The following is a 13,649-nucleotide window of genomic DNA, read 5'->3' as shown; positions in this document are numbered from 1 at the left end:
AATTAAAAGAATCTTATATGGGAGGTTTTTTCGGAACAGTCTCACGAGTGGGCTGTGTGACCGATTTATTCTACGGCACAGATTATAATTCACATTTGGGGACAAAACGGGGCGGTCTTGCGACCTATAGTGAAGAGCAAGGTTTTATCCGTTCCATTCATAACCTGGAAAGTTCATATTTCCGTACCAAGTTTGAATCCGATCTGGATAAATTTAAAGGAAATGCCGGAATAGGCATTATCAGCGACACAGACGCACAACCTATCGTTATTAATTCTCATCTCGGACGCTTCGCCATTGTCACTGTCGCAAAAATCGTAAACCTTAAAGAACTCGAGGAAGAACTACTCTCCCAACACATGCACTTCGCGGAACTTAGTTCCAGCAATACCAATCAAACTGAACTTATCGCACTACTCATCATCCAGGGAAAAACTTTTGTTGAAGGTATCGAGAATGTATACAAACACATCAAAGGGTCCTGCTCTATGCTTTTACTGACAGAAGATGGCATTATTGCCGCCCGTGACCGATGGGGGCGTACACCGATTGTGATTGGTAAGAAAGAGGGGGCATATGCTGCCACGAGTGAGTCGAGTAGTTTTCCTAATCTTGATTACGAAATAGAAAAATATCTTGGTCCTGGTGAGATTGTACACTTGCGTGCTGATAGCATGACACAGTTGCGCAAACCCGATGAAGGTATGCAGATTTGTTCGTTTCTGTGGGTGTACTATGGTTTCCCTACATCTTGTTATGAAGGGCGTAATGTAGAGGAAGTACGTTTCACCAGTGGGATGAAGATGGGACAGAAGGATACTTCGGAAGTCGATTGTGCGTGTGGTATTCCGGATTCGGGAGTAGGTATGGCTTTGGGTTACGCTGAAGGAAAAGGAGTTCCCTATCATCGTGCCATTTCAAAATATACTCCGACATGGCCGCGTAGCTTTACTCCGAGCAACCAGGAGATGCGATCGCTGGTAGCGAAAATGAAATTGATTCCCAACCGTGCTATGCTTGATGGTAAACGTTTGCTATTTTGCGATGATTCTATTGTGCGTGGAACGCAGTTGCGTGACAATGTAAAAGTGCTTTATGAATGTGGTGCAAAAGAGGTTCACATGCGCATTGCCTGTCCGCCACTGATTTATGCCTGTCCGTTTGTGGGTTTCACCGCTTCAAAGAATGCGTTGGAACTGATAACCCGCCGCATCATTAAGGAACTGGAAGGAGACGAGAATAAGAATCTGGAGAAATATGCTACAACCGGTTCTCCGGAATATGAAAAGATGGTAGATATTATAGCTAAGCGTTTCGGCCTTTCTTCGTTGAAGTTTAATACGTTGGAAACTTTAATAGAGGCTATTGGTCTACCAAAATGTCAGGTGTGTACCCATTGTTTTGATGGTAGTAGCCATTTTTAATAACTATTAGTAACTGATAATAAGTATATTCAAAAAAAAAGAGCCGTGATTTGCTTGGCAATTCACGGCTCTTTTTTTACCTTTACGGCAAATGTATTATCAATCGTAAATTGTAAATCATAAAATCGTAAATATCATGACTTTAGTAGAACGTTTTTTGAAGTATGTAAGCTTTGATACTCAATCAAGTGAAGAGACACGGCTTACTCCCAGTACTCCGGGACAGATGGTTTTTGCCAAATATCTGAAATCAGAACTGGAGTCTTTAGGCTTGGAAGAGATTACACTGGATGAATATGGTTATCTTTTCGCCACTCTTCCGGCAAATACGGAAAAGGAAGTACCCACTATTGGGTTTATAGCCCATATGGATACAAGTCCCGATATGAGTGGAAAGGATGTAACACCTCGTATTGTAGAAAATTATAACGGCTCAGATATTGTACTCAATGCAGAAGACAGAGTAATACTTAGTCCTGCACAATTTCCGGAGTTGCTTACTCATAAAGGCGAAGACTTAATTGTAACCAATGGAAAAACCTTGTTGGGAGCTGATGATAAAGCAGGTATTGCCGAGATTGTTTCTGCAGTGGCTTATCTTAAAGAACATCCTGAAATTAAACATGGAAAAATCCGTATTGGTTTTAATCCCGATGAAGAGATAGGTGAAGGTGCACACAAGTTTGATGTAGAGAAATTTGGTTGTGAGTGGGCTTACACGATGGATGGTGGTGAAGTAGGAGAGTTGGAATATGAGAATTTCAATGCCGCCGCCGCCAAGATTGTGTTTAAAGGACGTAATGTGCATCCTGGCTATGCTAAACATAAAATGATCAATTCGATTCGTATAGCCAATCAGTTTATAAGTATGTTGCCACGTCATGAAACACCGGAACATACAGAAGGATATGAAGGCTTTTATCATCTTGTCGGTATTCAGGGAGATGTGGAACAGACTACGCTTTCTTACATTATCCGTGACCACGATCGTTCAAGGTTTGAAAGTCGTAAACGTGAAATGGCTCATCTGGTGAGAAAAATAAATGCTGAATTCGGTGAAGATACTGCTGTACTTGAACTCCGCGATCAGTATTATAACATGCGCGAAAAGATAGAACCTGTGATGCATATCATTGATACTGCTTTTGCGGCTATGGAAGCTGTGGGTGTAAAACCGAACGTGAAGCCTATTCGTGGAGGTACGGATGGTGCACAGCTCTCGTTCAAAGGATTGCCTTGTCCTAATATCTTTGCAGGTGGACTGAATTTCCACGGACGTTTTGAGTTTGTGCCTATCCAGAATATGGAAAAGGCCATGAAAGTTATTATAAAGATAGCAGAACTTGTAGCCAAAGAAGCCTGATTCTGTCAGGAAGTAAACCGCATAAATCATAATTCATAAATCGTAAATCATGAAAACCACTCCATTTACCGACAAGCATATTGCACTGGGTGCTAAGATGCATGAGTTTGCTGGATATAATATGCCTATTGAGTATACAGGTATCATCGACGAACACCTTACGGTGTGCAATGCTGTTGGTGTATTTGATGTATCTCATATGGGTGAATTCTGGGTGAAAGGTCCTAATGCATTGGCTTTTCTTCAGAAAGTGACTTCTAATAATGTAGCTGCACTTGCTCCCGGTAAAGTGCAATATACTTGCTTCCCTAATGAAGAAGGGGGTATCGTAGACGATTTGTTGGTGTATCAATATGATCCTCAGAAGTATCTCTTGGTAGTTAATGCCTCTAATATTGAGAAAGACTGGAATTGGTGTGTGTTGCATAATACCGAAGGGGCGGAACTTGAAAATTCTTCCGACCGTACAGCGCAGCTTGCCATACAAGGGCCGAAGGCTATTCTTGCTTTGCAGAAACTGACGGATATTAATCTTTCTGAGATACCTTATTACACATTTAAGGAAGGAGAATTTGCTGGTGAAAAGAATGTGATAATTTCCAATACCGGCTATACCGGTGCGGGAGGTTTTGAACTTTACTTTTATCCGGATGCTGCCGACAAGATATGGAATGCTGTTTTTGAAGCCGGGGCAGAATTTGGTATCAAACCAATTGGATTGGGAGCACGTGATACGCTTCGTCTTGAAATGGGTTTTTGTCTTTATGGTAATGATCTGGATGATACCACTTCGCCCATTGAGGCAGGATTAGGTTGGATTACTAAGTTTATAGACGGAAAAGATTTTATCAATCGTTTCATGCTTGAAAAACAGAAAGCAGAAGGTACAGTACGTAAGCTGGTAGGATTCGAGATGATAGATCGTGGCATCCCCCGTCATGGTTATGAGTTAGTGAATGCGGAAGGTGAAAAGATAGGAGTAGTTACTTCGGGGACGATGTCACCTGTTCGTAAAATAGGAATTGGTATGGGATATGTTAAACCGGAATATAGTAAATTGGGAACAGAAATTTACATTGATATGCGTGGACGTAAATTGAAAGCCTCGGTTGTAAGACCACCATTCCGGAAATAAATAAGAGCTTTTCTTCTTGATTTATGCCTTAACTTAATAAATTTTAGGTTAAGGCATAATTTTTTTTGTCTTAGGCGGAATTTGAGTTTGATTTTCCTTTACTTTTGTATGCAATAAAAGTAAATGAAGTAAACGAAAATGTCAAACTTACCCACATTAATAGCCGATCTGGCACTGATACTGCTTTGTGCAGGTATTATGACCCTGTTGTTTAAAAAACTAAAACAGCCATTGGTGTTGGGGTATGTTGTCGCCGGTTTTCTTGCCAGTCCTCACATGCCTTATACTCCTTCGGTGATGGATACCGCTAATATTAAGACATGGGCCGATATAGGTGTAATATTTCTTCTGTTCGCATTGGGACTCGAATTCAGTTTTAAGAAGATAGTGAAAGTAGGAGGGACTGCCGTTATTGCGGCTTGTACCATTATATTTTGTATGATTTTGCTGGGAGCCGGTGTCGGGATGAGCTTTGGGTGGCAACGGATGGATTGTATTTTTTTTGGCGGTATGATTGCAATGTCTTCAACGACTATTATCTATAAGGCGTTTGATGATCTTGGGTTACGCAAGAAGCAATTCACCGGATTAGTACTGAGTATTCTGATATTGGAAGATATTCTTGCTATTGTTCTTATGGTGATGCTTTCTACAATGGCTGTGAGTAATAATTTTGAGGGTACCGAAATGCTTGAAAGTATCGGTAAACTTCTTTTCTTCCTGATTCTTTGGTTCGTTGTCGGTATTTACCTTATTCCTGAATTTCTAAAGCGTTGCCGTAAGCTGATGAGTGAAGAAACTTTGCTGATTGTTTCTTTGGCTCTTTGTTTTGGTATGGTGGTGATTGCTGCTAATACCGGATTCTCTGCTGCTTTTGGTGCTTTTATTATGGGGTCTATTCTTGCTGAAACGATTGAAGCGGAATCCATTGATCGGTTAGTGAAACCCGTTAAAGACCTTTTTGGTGCAATCTTTTTTGTTTCTGTCGGTATGATGGTAGATCCTGCCATGATTGGAGAATATGCGTTGCCTATTCTGGTGATAACTATTGCTGTCATAGTAGGACAAGCACTCTTTGGTACATTTGGAGTTGTTTTGGCAGGCCAGCCTTTGAAGACGGCCATGCAATGTGGGTTCAGTCTGACACAGATTGGGGAGTTTGCCTTTATCATTGCCTCATTGGGAGTGGCACTCCATGTGACGAGTGATTTTCTTTATCCGATTGTGGTTGCAGTTTCGGTGATTACTACTTTTCTTACTCCTTATATGATTCGTTTGGCAGAACCGGCATCCAGTTTTGTTGATAGGCATTTGCCCGAATCCTGGAGAAATTTTCTGACTCGTTATTCCTCTGGTTCACAAACGTTGAATCATGAAAACCTATGGCGTAAACTTCTTTTTGCGATGGCTCGAATCGTAGTGGTATACTCTATTGTTAGTATTTCCGTGATAGCTCTGTCGTTTCGTTTTGTTGTTCCGTTCTTCCGTGAAAATCTGCCTGGTTTTTGGGGTTCATTACTGGGAGCTGCTTTTACTATTTTATGTATATCACCCTTCCTGCGTGCTATAATGGTGAAGAAGAATCATTCGACTGAGTTTACTACTCTTTGGGAGGCGCATCGGGCCAATCGTGCTCCGTTGGTTTCAACGATTGTACTTCGTATGGTGATTGCAGTATTATTCGTTATGTTTATCATTGCCCAGCTCTTTAAATCGTCAATAGGACTGATAATCGGTGTAGCAATATTGCTTGTTGTATTGATGGTACTTTCACGGCAACTAAAGAAAAGGTCTATATTGATTGAACGGAAGTTTTTTCAAAATCTTCGTTCCCGGGATGTACGGGCCGAATATATGGGAGAGAAAAAGCCAGAGTATGCAGGACGATTACTTTCCCGTGACTTGCATCTGGCTGATTTTGAAATTCCGGGCGAGTCTCTTTGGGCGGGAAAAACATTGCTTGAACTAAATTTGGGGAAGAAATACGGAGTTCATGTTGTTTCTATTCTTCGAGGGAAACGGCGTATCAATATTCCGGGAGGAAGTGTACGTTTGTTTCCAATGGATAAGATTCAGGTGATTGGTACGGATGAACAGTTGAATGTATTTGGAGAAGATATGTCGCGTGGCTCTTATGTAGACAGTGATGTATTTGAAAAGAGCGAGATGACTTTAAAACAGTTTATGATTGATTCTGATTGTGCTTTTTTAGGTAAGACTTTGCGTGAATCGGGTATTCGTGATAAGTATCATTGTCTGATAGCCGGAGTGGAACGTGGTGAAGAGATGCTGATGACTCCGGATGTCAATGCTCCATTTGAGGAGGGGGATGTGTTGTGGGTAGTTGGCGAAAAAGAGGATGTTTACCAATTAGTCGGGCAAAAGAATTAAAAAATCGACATTAGATAAATATCATATGTTTATCTTTGCCAAAAAGCGAGATAAGTTACGCCTTGGCATAAGAAATGAACAAGCTCATTTTATTCTGTTCTCGGTTTATGTTATCTTTGTCTTCGTATAAATTAAAAACAGAATTTTATATCATGAAAAGCGATCCTAAAGAATGTCTGTACTGTCAGAACAATGAAACGCTGCACAATCTGATGATTGAGATTGCACAGCTAAGTGTATCACGCGTGTTTCTTTTTAAAGAGCAAACCTATCGTGGACGTTGCCTTGTGGCATACAAAGATCATGTGAATGATTTGAATGAATTGAGTGATGAAGACCGTAATGCATTTATGGCAGATGTGGTTCGTGTGACCCGTGCGATGGATAAAGCTTTCCATCCGGAAAAAATAAATTATGGTGCTTATTCTGATAAACTCTCTCATCTGCACTTTCATTTAGCCCCTAAATATGTAGGCGGACCGGATTATGGTGCTACATTTCAGATGAATCCGGGGAAAGTCTATCTGACGGATGCCGAATATCAGGAACTGATAGATGCGGTAAAAGAAAACTTATAATAGTGGTGAGTGAGTAGTGATAAGTGATTAGTTGCTGCGCCATATTCCGCATGGTACTAATCACTAATCACTAATCCGCTTATCACTCAACTCCCTCTTCTTCAAAATCGAAATCAAAGTCAAAGTCATCCATAAACTCCGGAGTGGTAAACTCTTCTATGCTTCTTCGGTCTTTCTTTGTCGGACGACCTGTACCACGGGCACGATCTATGAACCCACTGATTTTGCTCATTTCTAATAATTCGTATTGATCGGGCGTTGTTACATTTTCCATCACTTCGGGAACCAATTTGGCGCCGACACGTTTTTCGATGGCTTGCAATACTTTGAATGAATATGTGATAGGAGGTTTCTTCACCTGAATAACATCTCCCGGCTTAATCATTCGGGCTGCTTTTACAAATGAGCCATTCATACTGATTCGTCCCTTTTTACAGGCTTCTGCGGCAATTGTACGTGTTTTGAAAATACGTACAGCCCACATCCATTTATCTATTCTTGCTTCAGGCATAGAGATATTTACAATTTTACGATTTGCAATTTACAATTTTTAGATTTGTCATTTTACCATACTACAAATTTGTACATTGTACATGGTAAATTATACTTGTTCTTATTTTTTATTGAACTGATTCATTGTTATATTGATTCCTGCTAAACAAAAGCTTTTAATAATCTCTCCGGCGGTTTCCAAACGCTCATCCATTGTCTTCCAATCTTCATTTGTGAAATGTCCGAGTACAAAATCAACTTGCCCCCCACGTGGGAATTCGTTTCCTATTCCAAAGCGTAGACGTGCATAGTCTTGTGTTCCCAGTGTAGCCGCGATATGTTTCAGACCATTGTGGCCGGCGTCACTTCCCTTTCCTTTTAGGCGAAGGGTACCGAAGGGCAATGCCAGGTCATCTACCACGATCAGTACATTTTCCAGTGGAATTTTCTCTTCCTGCATCCAGTAACGAACAGCTAATCCACTTAAATTCATAAATGTAGAAGGTTTAAGCAACAGTAATTGTTGTCCTTTTATCGAAAAAGAAGCAGTAGAACCATAACGTCCACTGACGAATGGAGTATTATTTAATTTTGCCAGAGCATCTACTACCATAAAACCTATATTATGGCGTGTTTCATGATATTCGGGGCCAATATTACCCAATCCTACAATGAGATATTTCATAAATAAAGATGTATTGAAATGAAAAAGAAACGCAGACTAACACAGACCAAAATCTGTGATAATCTGCGTTCCGAAATATTCTGATAGAAGTATTTCTGTGATTATTTTCCTGCAGTAGCAGCTGCACCTCTTGCTGCACGAGTCAGTTTAACTGCGCATACAACAGCTTCTTTGGCATTCAATAATTCAAGACCTTCATAGCTCAGTTCACCCACTTTAACAGTCTTACCAAGACCTAAGTGAGAAACATTTACTATCAATTTCTCCGGAATGATGTTATAAAGAGCTTTTACTTTCAGTTTACGCATCTGCAAAACCAACTTACCACCGGCTTTAACACCTTCTGCAAGACCTTCCAACTGTACAGGCACTTCCATTACGATAGGTTTGGCTTCATCAATCTGATAGAAGTCAACATGCAGAATGTTGTCTTTTACCGGGTGAAACTGAATATCTTTAAGGATAGCATTTACTTTTTTGCCATCGATAATCAGATCTACTACATAGATGTGCGGAGTATAAACCAAATTACGCAGACCTTCTGCAGGTACAGTAAAGTGGATGTTTTCACCACCTCCGTAAAGTACACAAGGTACACCGTTGTCTTTACGAATAGCTTTCAATGCTCTGGCTTGATCAGAAGAGCGTTCTGCAATTGTTCTTGCAGTTCCTTTTACTTCAATTGATTTCATTTTTTTAATTTTTTTGTGTTACTCTAAATTAAGTGATTTGAGTGCTTAATTCACCATCACACGGTGTGATATCCACACAATGTTGCAAAAAAGCGGTGCAAAAGTACGCTTTCTTTCTGAAATATCAAAGAAATTGTTATTCAAAATCAATATCTATTTTAATTTCATCGGTTGGTTGTACCTCTTCTGTTAGTTCTTCTTCTTTCACAATGTGTCCCTGTTGGTCGTTGATGTACTCTATAGCTTGAGTCAGTCCGGTCATGAATTTATCAAAATCTTCTTTATACAAGAAAATCTTATGTTTTTCAAAACTTACCTGCGAGTCGTCACCTTCGCCCATGATCACTTTTTTACTTTCAGTGATGGCGAGGAACATTTCGTCTTTACGGTTTTTCTTTACGTCAAGATAATAAATACGCTTACCAGCCTTAATGGACTTTGAGAATACAATCTCTTTATCATTCATATCTATGCTCATTTTCTTTTTTAAATCTTCCATATCATTAGGTCTGTTTATAATCGGCTTCAAAATTGGAACTTTTTTTTCAACTGTCAAAAGAAAAAGGGCAGAGAATGAAATACAACATTAAAAAATGTGATTTATTTGTGGAAACTCATTAAAAATATCTACTTTTGCAATTCGTTAATAACAGTATTATTAAAGATTATGATTAACAGAGTTCTTATTCGTCTAAAAATCATACAGATAGTGTATGCTTACTATCAGAACGGCAGCAAAAATTTAGACTCAGCGGAGAAAGAGTTGTTTTTTAGCCTCTCAAAGGCTTATGACCTCTACAACTATTTGTTGATGCTTATGATTGCATTGACGGACTACGCACAAAAACGTATTGACACAGCAAAAGCCAAACTGAAACCTACTAAAGAAGAGTTGTATCCTAACATGAAATTTGTTGAAAACAAATTCGTATCGCAACTTGAAGTAAATAAACAATTGACAGAGTTTATAGCCAATCAAAAAAGAACATGGGCTAACGACCAGGATTTTATCAAAGAACTTTATGATAAAATAGTGGAGTCAGATATATATAAAGAATATATGGCTTCTGCTGATAATTCTTATGAAGCAGACCGTGAACTATGGAGAAAGCTCTATAAAGCATTTGTTTTTAATAATGATTCTTTGGATCAGGTATTGGAAGATCAGAGTTTGTATTGGAATGATGACAAAGAGATTGTAGATACATTTGTTTTGAAAACCATTAAACGTTTTGAAGAAAAGAACGGTGCTAATCAGGCTTTGCTTCCGGAATTTAAGGATGATGAAGATCAGGAGTTCGCACGTCGTCTTTTCCGTCGTACCATTTTGAATGCAGATTACTATCGCCATCTCATTAGTGAAAACACCAAGAACTGGGATTTGGATCGTGTTGCCTTTATGGATGTAATTGTAATGCAGACTGCTTTAGCAGAAATTCTAAGTTTTCCGAACATTCCGGTTAGTGTTTCGTTAAATGAATATGTAGAGATTGCCAAACTTTATAGTACAGCTAAGAGTGGTAGCTTTATCAATGGAACTTTGGATGGAATTGTTAATCAATTAAAAAAAGAAGGTAAGTTGGCGAAAAACTGATACCTTTGCTATTATAGATTAAAAAAACTAAAACAGATTATTTATGAATTTATTGACTGTATTACTGCAAGCTCCTGCTGCTGGTCCCGACGGAAGTCTGATGTGGATTATGCTGATAGCAATGTTTGTTATCATGTATTTCTTTATGATTCGTCCTCAGAACAAAAAACAAAAAGAGATTGCCAATTTCCGTAAATCTCTTCAGGTGAATCAAAAGGTTATTACTGCCGGAGGTATACATGGCATTATTAAAGAGATTAATGATGACCACATTGTACTTGAAATTGCAACTAATGTAAAAATTAAGATAGATAAGAATTCTATTTTTGCTGACGCTTCTGCTGCTAATCAGCAGCCAGCTAAATAAGCTATAAACATAAATAAAGCCTATGTTCGAACGTAGGGACATAAAGTATATTTATTTGAAATTTTCTAAAAAGATTAGGAACTTTTTACTCAGTGAAAAAAGTAGGGAATTCCTGATCTTTTTATTTTTCTTTCTTATAGCCAGTGGTTTTTGGCTTCTCCAAACTTTAAACAATGATTATGAAGCGGAATTTTCTATTCCTGTTCGTTTGAAAGAAGTTCCCAATGATGTAGTAATCACCTCGGAACCTTCTTCTGAACTTCGTATTAAGGTAAAAGACAGGGGAACTGTTTTGTTAAACTATATGTTAGGAAAAAGCTTTTTTCCGGTGAATCTTAATTTCAATGACTATAGTGCCCGTAATAATCATGTGCGGATTTATTCGTCAGAGTTTGAGAAAAAAATCATGAGCCAACTGAATGTATCTACCCGGTTGATTTCTGTAAAACCCGATACATTGGAATACATATACTCTACCGGTAAATCAAAACGTGTTCCGGTGAAAATGCAGGGTAAAGTGACTGCTGCCCGGCAATACTATCTCTCTGATACAATCTATTCGCCGGATTCTGTTTTAGTTTATGCTCCTGTTGCTATTTTGGATACAATAACTACTGCCTACACGCGTAAGGTTGACTTGAGCAATATTGCAGATACATTGACACATCATGTTGCTCTGGCAGAGGTAAAGGGAGCCAAGTTCATTCCTAATGCTGTAGATTTAACTTTTCCGGTAGATATGTATACGGAAAAAACGGTTGAAGTGCCTTTGCATGGAGTTAATTTTCCGGCAGATAAGGTTTTGCGTACTTTTCCTTCAAAGGTACAGATTACTTTTCAGGTTGGGTATCATAACTTTTATAAAATTGAAGCAAATTCCTTTATTATAAATATATCTTATGAGGAGTTACTGAAGTTAGGTTCAGATAAGTATACGGTAAAACTCAAATCTATTCCTGATGGGGTGAGTCATATTCGTATAGCACCTAAAAAGGTTGATTTTCTTATAGAACAAGTATCTTCTAATGGCGATTAAAATAGGCATAACCGGAGGTATAGGTAGTGGCAAGAGCGTTGTTTCGCGATTGTTGGAGGTGATGGGCATTCCTGTGTATATAGCCGATATTGAATCTAAAAGATTGACAAATACAGATCCCTTCATTCGGCAGGAACTTTGTGCTTTGCTTGGTGAAAAAGTTTTTGAAGGAGGTGAGCTGAATAAAGCATTTCTGGCTTCTTATCTTTTTGGACATCCGGATCATGCAAGGCGAATCAATGAAATTATTCATCCGCAGGTGAAGGATGATTTTCGACGCTGGGTAGAGGGGCAATCGTTTTCTTCTATAGTAGGTATGGAATCTGCTATATTAATAGAATCGGGTTTTGCTGCTGAAGTAGATGTCGTGGTGATGGTGTATGCCCCATTGGAATTACGTGTACAGCGTGCCATTAAACGTGATTGTTCCTCGCGTGAACTTATAATGAAGCGTATACGAAGTCAGATGAGTGATGAGGAAAAGCGTAAACAGGCTGAATTTGTAATCGTTAATGACGGTAAAGTGCCATTAATTCCACAGGTTCTGGAGTTAATTTCTTTGCTATCTGGAAAGATTGCTTCTCTTTCGGGAAAATAGGTCTCGTCTTAACAATAAAAATAGGCTTGCTTATTTTGTATTGTCTTTGGCTTACACTATCTTTGCCCACCGAAAAAATAACTAATAAATAAAAAGAATATACTATGTTGAAGACTATTTTGTCTATCTCCGGAAAACCGGGATTGTATAAACTTATTTCGCAGGGAAAGAATATGCTGATTGTTGAATCTGTTAGCGCAGAAAAAAAGCGTTTCCCGGCTTACGGAAATGAAAAAATTATTTCTCTGGCAGATATAGCAATGTATACAAATGATGCTGAAGTTCCTTTGCGTGACGTTCTTGAATCGATCAAGGAAAAAGAGAATGCGGGAACTGCTTCTATTGACCCAAAGAAGGCTACTGCGGAGGAATTGCGTGCTTATTTGACAGAAGTACTTCCTGATTTTGATCGTGAGAGGGTATATATGACTGATATTAAAAAATTAATTTCATGGTATAATATTCTTGTTACAAATGGAATTACTGAGTTTAAAGATGACGCAGAACAACAAGAGGAGGCTGTAGAAACAGCGGAATAAGATGTAATCTGATATCTTTTTCAGTTATAAAAGAAGTGTGATAAATATCTTTTGAGGATGTTTATCACGCTTTTTCTTTTTTTATTGGAATGCTTTAAACAAAAAGGAACTCGTTCTGTTCTGCTTATACTATATATTTGCAGGAATATTTTTGAGCTTTCCTTTATAAGATTCAGAGCTTTTTACTTATCTTTGTTGCAATCCACCGATTTCTGAAAAGTCAGGAGGGAGGATTGCTTGGTAATTACTTAGAACAAAGGCGTTTATTATATTATTCTGTACTTGAAATCTGGACAATTTCACTATTCAGGAATAATGGAAACAAGCGCTCATGCTCCGCTGTATATGCAAATATATGGTATTGGGCGTGGGGTGTTGTTGTACATTATTTGAATAGTGGCAGTCCAGAGCCTCAAGTGCGATAATGGCAACAGTTCCCACGCTTTTATATATAAATATCTTCTTGGGGGACTGGAAGATGGATGTAAATGGGGTATGGATAAAAGGTCAAACAAAACATTCGAGTTTCAGCTAGACACAGAAAAGGGAGTATTGTGTCTGAGTGATCTGCTTATAAATACAATGGTTTATTTGTATAATGATAACGGATATTTGCAGGTAAAAGAATTATGTATTTCCTCCTCATTGACATTAGAACTTCCGAAGCGTGGAACTTACGTACTTGTTATACTGCATCCTGCCAGCGAGGTGGTAGTACGTAGAATTATTTATTAAGTTTTTCGATATAAAAAATG

The 13,649-nt window shown here is 38.6% G+C and carries 15 protein-coding genes; 11 read left to right on the top strand and 4 right to left on the bottom strand.

Going from position 1 to position 13,649, the window contains the following annotated elements; translation table 11 throughout:
- Positions 1-17 precede the first annotated feature (17 nt).
- From ACESQI_RS06900 to ACESQI_RS06880, 5 genes are all read left to right on the top strand, one after another.
- The gene (locus ACESQI_RS06900) at positions 18-1,424 is read left to right on the top strand and encodes an amidophosphoribosyltransferase (protein WP_002562019.1); all 1,407 of its coding nucleotides are present in this window, start codon (positions 18-20) and stop codon (positions 1,422-1,424) included.
- Between the two features lie 136 nt (positions 1,425-1,560).
- On the top strand, positions 1,561-2,787 hold the full coding sequence (pepT, locus tag ACESQI_RS06895) for a peptidase T (RefSeq protein WP_320935751.1): 1,227 nt from the start codon (positions 1,561-1,563) through the stop codon (positions 2,785-2,787).
- A gap of 49 nt (positions 2,788-2,836) precedes the next feature.
- Entirely contained in the window at positions 2,837-3,922 is a 1,086-nt protein-coding gene (gene gcvT, locus ACESQI_RS06890) for a glycine cleavage system aminomethyltransferase GcvT (RefSeq protein ID WP_007484621.1), read from the top strand.
- 138 nt (positions 3,923-4,060) lie between these two features.
- Positions 4,061-6,313, top strand: a complete 2,253-nt coding sequence (locus tag ACESQI_RS06885) for a cation:proton antiporter (protein WP_373125603.1) — start codon at positions 4,061-4,063, stop codon at positions 6,311-6,313.
- A 152-nt stretch (positions 6,314-6,465) separates the two neighbouring features.
- The gene (locus ACESQI_RS06880) at positions 6,466-6,891 is read left to right on the top strand and encodes an HIT family protein (protein WP_002562015.1); all 426 of its coding nucleotides are present in this window, start codon (positions 6,466-6,468) and stop codon (positions 6,889-6,891) included.
- 82 nt (positions 6,892-6,973) lie between these two features.
- Here the strand turns inward: ACESQI_RS06880 and ACESQI_RS06875 are convergent, their stop codons facing one another.
- The 4 genes from ACESQI_RS06875 to ACESQI_RS06860 all read right to left on the bottom strand — a co-directional run bounded on the left by ACESQI_RS06875 (position 6,974) and on the right by ACESQI_RS06860 (position 9,259).
- Positions 6,974-7,402 (bottom strand): RNA-binding S4 domain-containing protein, encoded by a 429-nt coding sequence (locus ACESQI_RS06875; protein ID WP_002562014.1) that lies wholly within the window; start codon positions 7,400-7,402, stop codon positions 6,974-6,976.
- A gap of 102 nt (positions 7,403-7,504) precedes the next feature.
- Positions 7,505-8,068 carry an aminoacyl-tRNA hydrolase gene (gene pth / locus ACESQI_RS06870; RefSeq protein ID WP_002562013.1) on the bottom strand — a complete coding sequence of 188 codons (564 nt, stop codon included), beginning with the start codon at positions 8,066-8,068 and terminating at the stop codon, positions 7,505-7,507.
- Between the two features lie 101 nt (positions 8,069-8,169).
- A complete protein-coding gene (locus tag ACESQI_RS06865) occupies positions 8,170-8,760 on the bottom strand; it encodes a 50S ribosomal protein L25/general stress protein Ctc (RefSeq protein WP_002562012.1) in 591 nt (196 codons plus the stop codon).
- 136 nt (positions 8,761-8,896) lie between these two features.
- Positions 8,897-9,259, bottom strand: coding sequence for a DUF3276 family protein (locus ACESQI_RS06860; protein WP_002562011.1), 363 nt, complete (start codon positions 9,257-9,259; stop codon positions 8,897-8,899).
- Positions 9,260-9,427: 168 nt separating this feature from the next.
- Between ACESQI_RS06860 and nusB the strand changes: the two genes are divergently transcribed.
- The 6 genes from nusB to ACESQI_RS06830 all read left to right on the top strand — a co-directional run bounded on the left by nusB (position 9,428) and on the right by ACESQI_RS06830 (position 13,629).
- Positions 9,428-10,354 (top strand): transcription antitermination factor NusB, encoded by a 927-nt coding sequence (gene nusB / locus ACESQI_RS06855; RefSeq protein WP_044095482.1) that lies wholly within the window; start codon positions 9,428-9,430, stop codon positions 10,352-10,354.
- A gap of 43 nt (positions 10,355-10,397) precedes the next feature.
- Positions 10,398-10,721: a preprotein translocase subunit YajC gene (gene yajC / locus ACESQI_RS06850; RefSeq protein WP_002562009.1), complete on the top strand. Its 324-nt coding sequence runs from the start codon at positions 10,398-10,400 to the stop codon at positions 10,719-10,721.
- 22 nt (positions 10,722-10,743) lie between these two features.
- Positions 10,744-11,757 (top strand): CdaR family protein, encoded by a 1,014-nt coding sequence (locus ACESQI_RS06845; protein WP_002562008.1) that lies wholly within the window; start codon positions 10,744-10,746, stop codon positions 11,755-11,757.
- Positions 11,747-12,355, top strand: a complete 609-nt coding sequence (coaE, locus tag ACESQI_RS06840) for a dephospho-CoA kinase (RefSeq protein ID WP_373125602.1) — start codon at positions 11,747-11,749, stop codon at positions 12,353-12,355. Before ACESQI_RS06845 ends, coaE begins: the two co-directional genes overlap by 11 nt.
- A gap of 104 nt (positions 12,356-12,459) precedes the next feature.
- The gene (locus tag ACESQI_RS06835) at positions 12,460-12,894 is read left to right on the top strand and encodes a DUF5606 domain-containing protein (RefSeq protein ID WP_002562006.1); all 435 of its coding nucleotides are present in this window, start codon (positions 12,460-12,462) and stop codon (positions 12,892-12,894) included.
- A gap of 495 nt (positions 12,895-13,389) precedes the next feature.
- Positions 13,390-13,629, top strand: coding sequence for a hypothetical protein (locus tag ACESQI_RS06830; RefSeq protein WP_002562005.1), 240 nt, complete (start codon positions 13,390-13,392; stop codon positions 13,627-13,629).
- The last annotated feature ends 20 nt before the right edge of the window (positions 13,630-13,649 follow it).

Source organism: Bacteroides sp. HPS0048 (genome assembly GCF_964240755.1).
Lineage (GTDB): Bacteria > Bacteroidota > Bacteroidia > Bacteroidales > Bacteroidaceae > Bacteroides > Bacteroides nordii.
Note: the sequence above shows the minus strand (reverse complement) of the source record. Positions and strands in the feature narration are given on the sequence as shown.

What these genes read in the sequence shown, in the direction of transcription:
- pepT (WP_320935751.1), top strand. Translation starts at nt 1,561, where the DNA reads ATGACTTTAGTAGAACGTTTTTTGAAGTATGTAAGCTTTGATACTCAA.
- pth (WP_002562013.1), bottom strand. Translation starts at nt 8,068, where the DNA reads ATGAAATATCTCATTGTAGGATTGGGTAATATTGGCCCCGAATATCAT.
- ACESQI_RS06835 (WP_002562006.1), top strand. Translation starts at nt 12,460, where the DNA reads ATGTTGAAGACTATTTTGTCTATCTCCGGAAAACCGGGATTGTATAAA.
- gcvT (WP_007484621.1), top strand. Translation starts at nt 2,837, where the DNA reads ATGAAAACCACTCCATTTACCGACAAGCATATTGCACTGGGTGCTAAG.
- ACESQI_RS06845 (WP_002562008.1), top strand. Translation starts at nt 10,744, where the DNA reads ATGTTCGAACGTAGGGACATAAAGTATATTTATTTGAAATTTTCTAAA.
- ACESQI_RS06875 (WP_002562014.1), bottom strand. Translation starts at nt 7,402, where the DNA reads ATGCCTGAAGCAAGAATAGATAAATGGATGTGGGCTGTACGTATTTTC.
- ACESQI_RS06900 (WP_002562019.1), top strand. Translation starts at nt 18, where the DNA reads ATGGGAGGTTTTTTCGGAACAGTCTCACGAGTGGGCTGTGTGACCGAT.
- ACESQI_RS06860 (WP_002562011.1), bottom strand. Translation starts at nt 9,259, where the DNA reads ATGGAAGATTTAAAAAAGAAAATGAGCATAGATATGAATGATAAAGAG.
- coaE (WP_373125602.1), top strand. Translation starts at nt 11,747, where the DNA reads ATGGCGATTAAAATAGGCATAACCGGAGGTATAGGTAGTGGCAAGAGC.
- ACESQI_RS06885 (WP_373125603.1), top strand. Translation starts at nt 4,061, where the DNA reads ATGTCAAACTTACCCACATTAATAGCCGATCTGGCACTGATACTGCTT.
- yajC (WP_002562009.1), top strand. Translation starts at nt 10,398, where the DNA reads ATGAATTTATTGACTGTATTACTGCAAGCTCCTGCTGCTGGTCCCGAC.
- ACESQI_RS06830 (WP_002562005.1), top strand. Translation starts at nt 13,390, where the DNA reads ATGGATAAAAGGTCAAACAAAACATTCGAGTTTCAGCTAGACACAGAA.
- nusB (WP_044095482.1), top strand. Translation starts at nt 9,428, where the DNA reads ATGATTAACAGAGTTCTTATTCGTCTAAAAATCATACAGATAGTGTAT.
- ACESQI_RS06880 (WP_002562015.1), top strand. Translation starts at nt 6,466, where the DNA reads ATGAAAAGCGATCCTAAAGAATGTCTGTACTGTCAGAACAATGAAACG.
- ACESQI_RS06865 (WP_002562012.1), bottom strand. Translation starts at nt 8,760, where the DNA reads ATGAAATCAATTGAAGTAAAAGGAACTGCAAGAACAATTGCAGAACGC.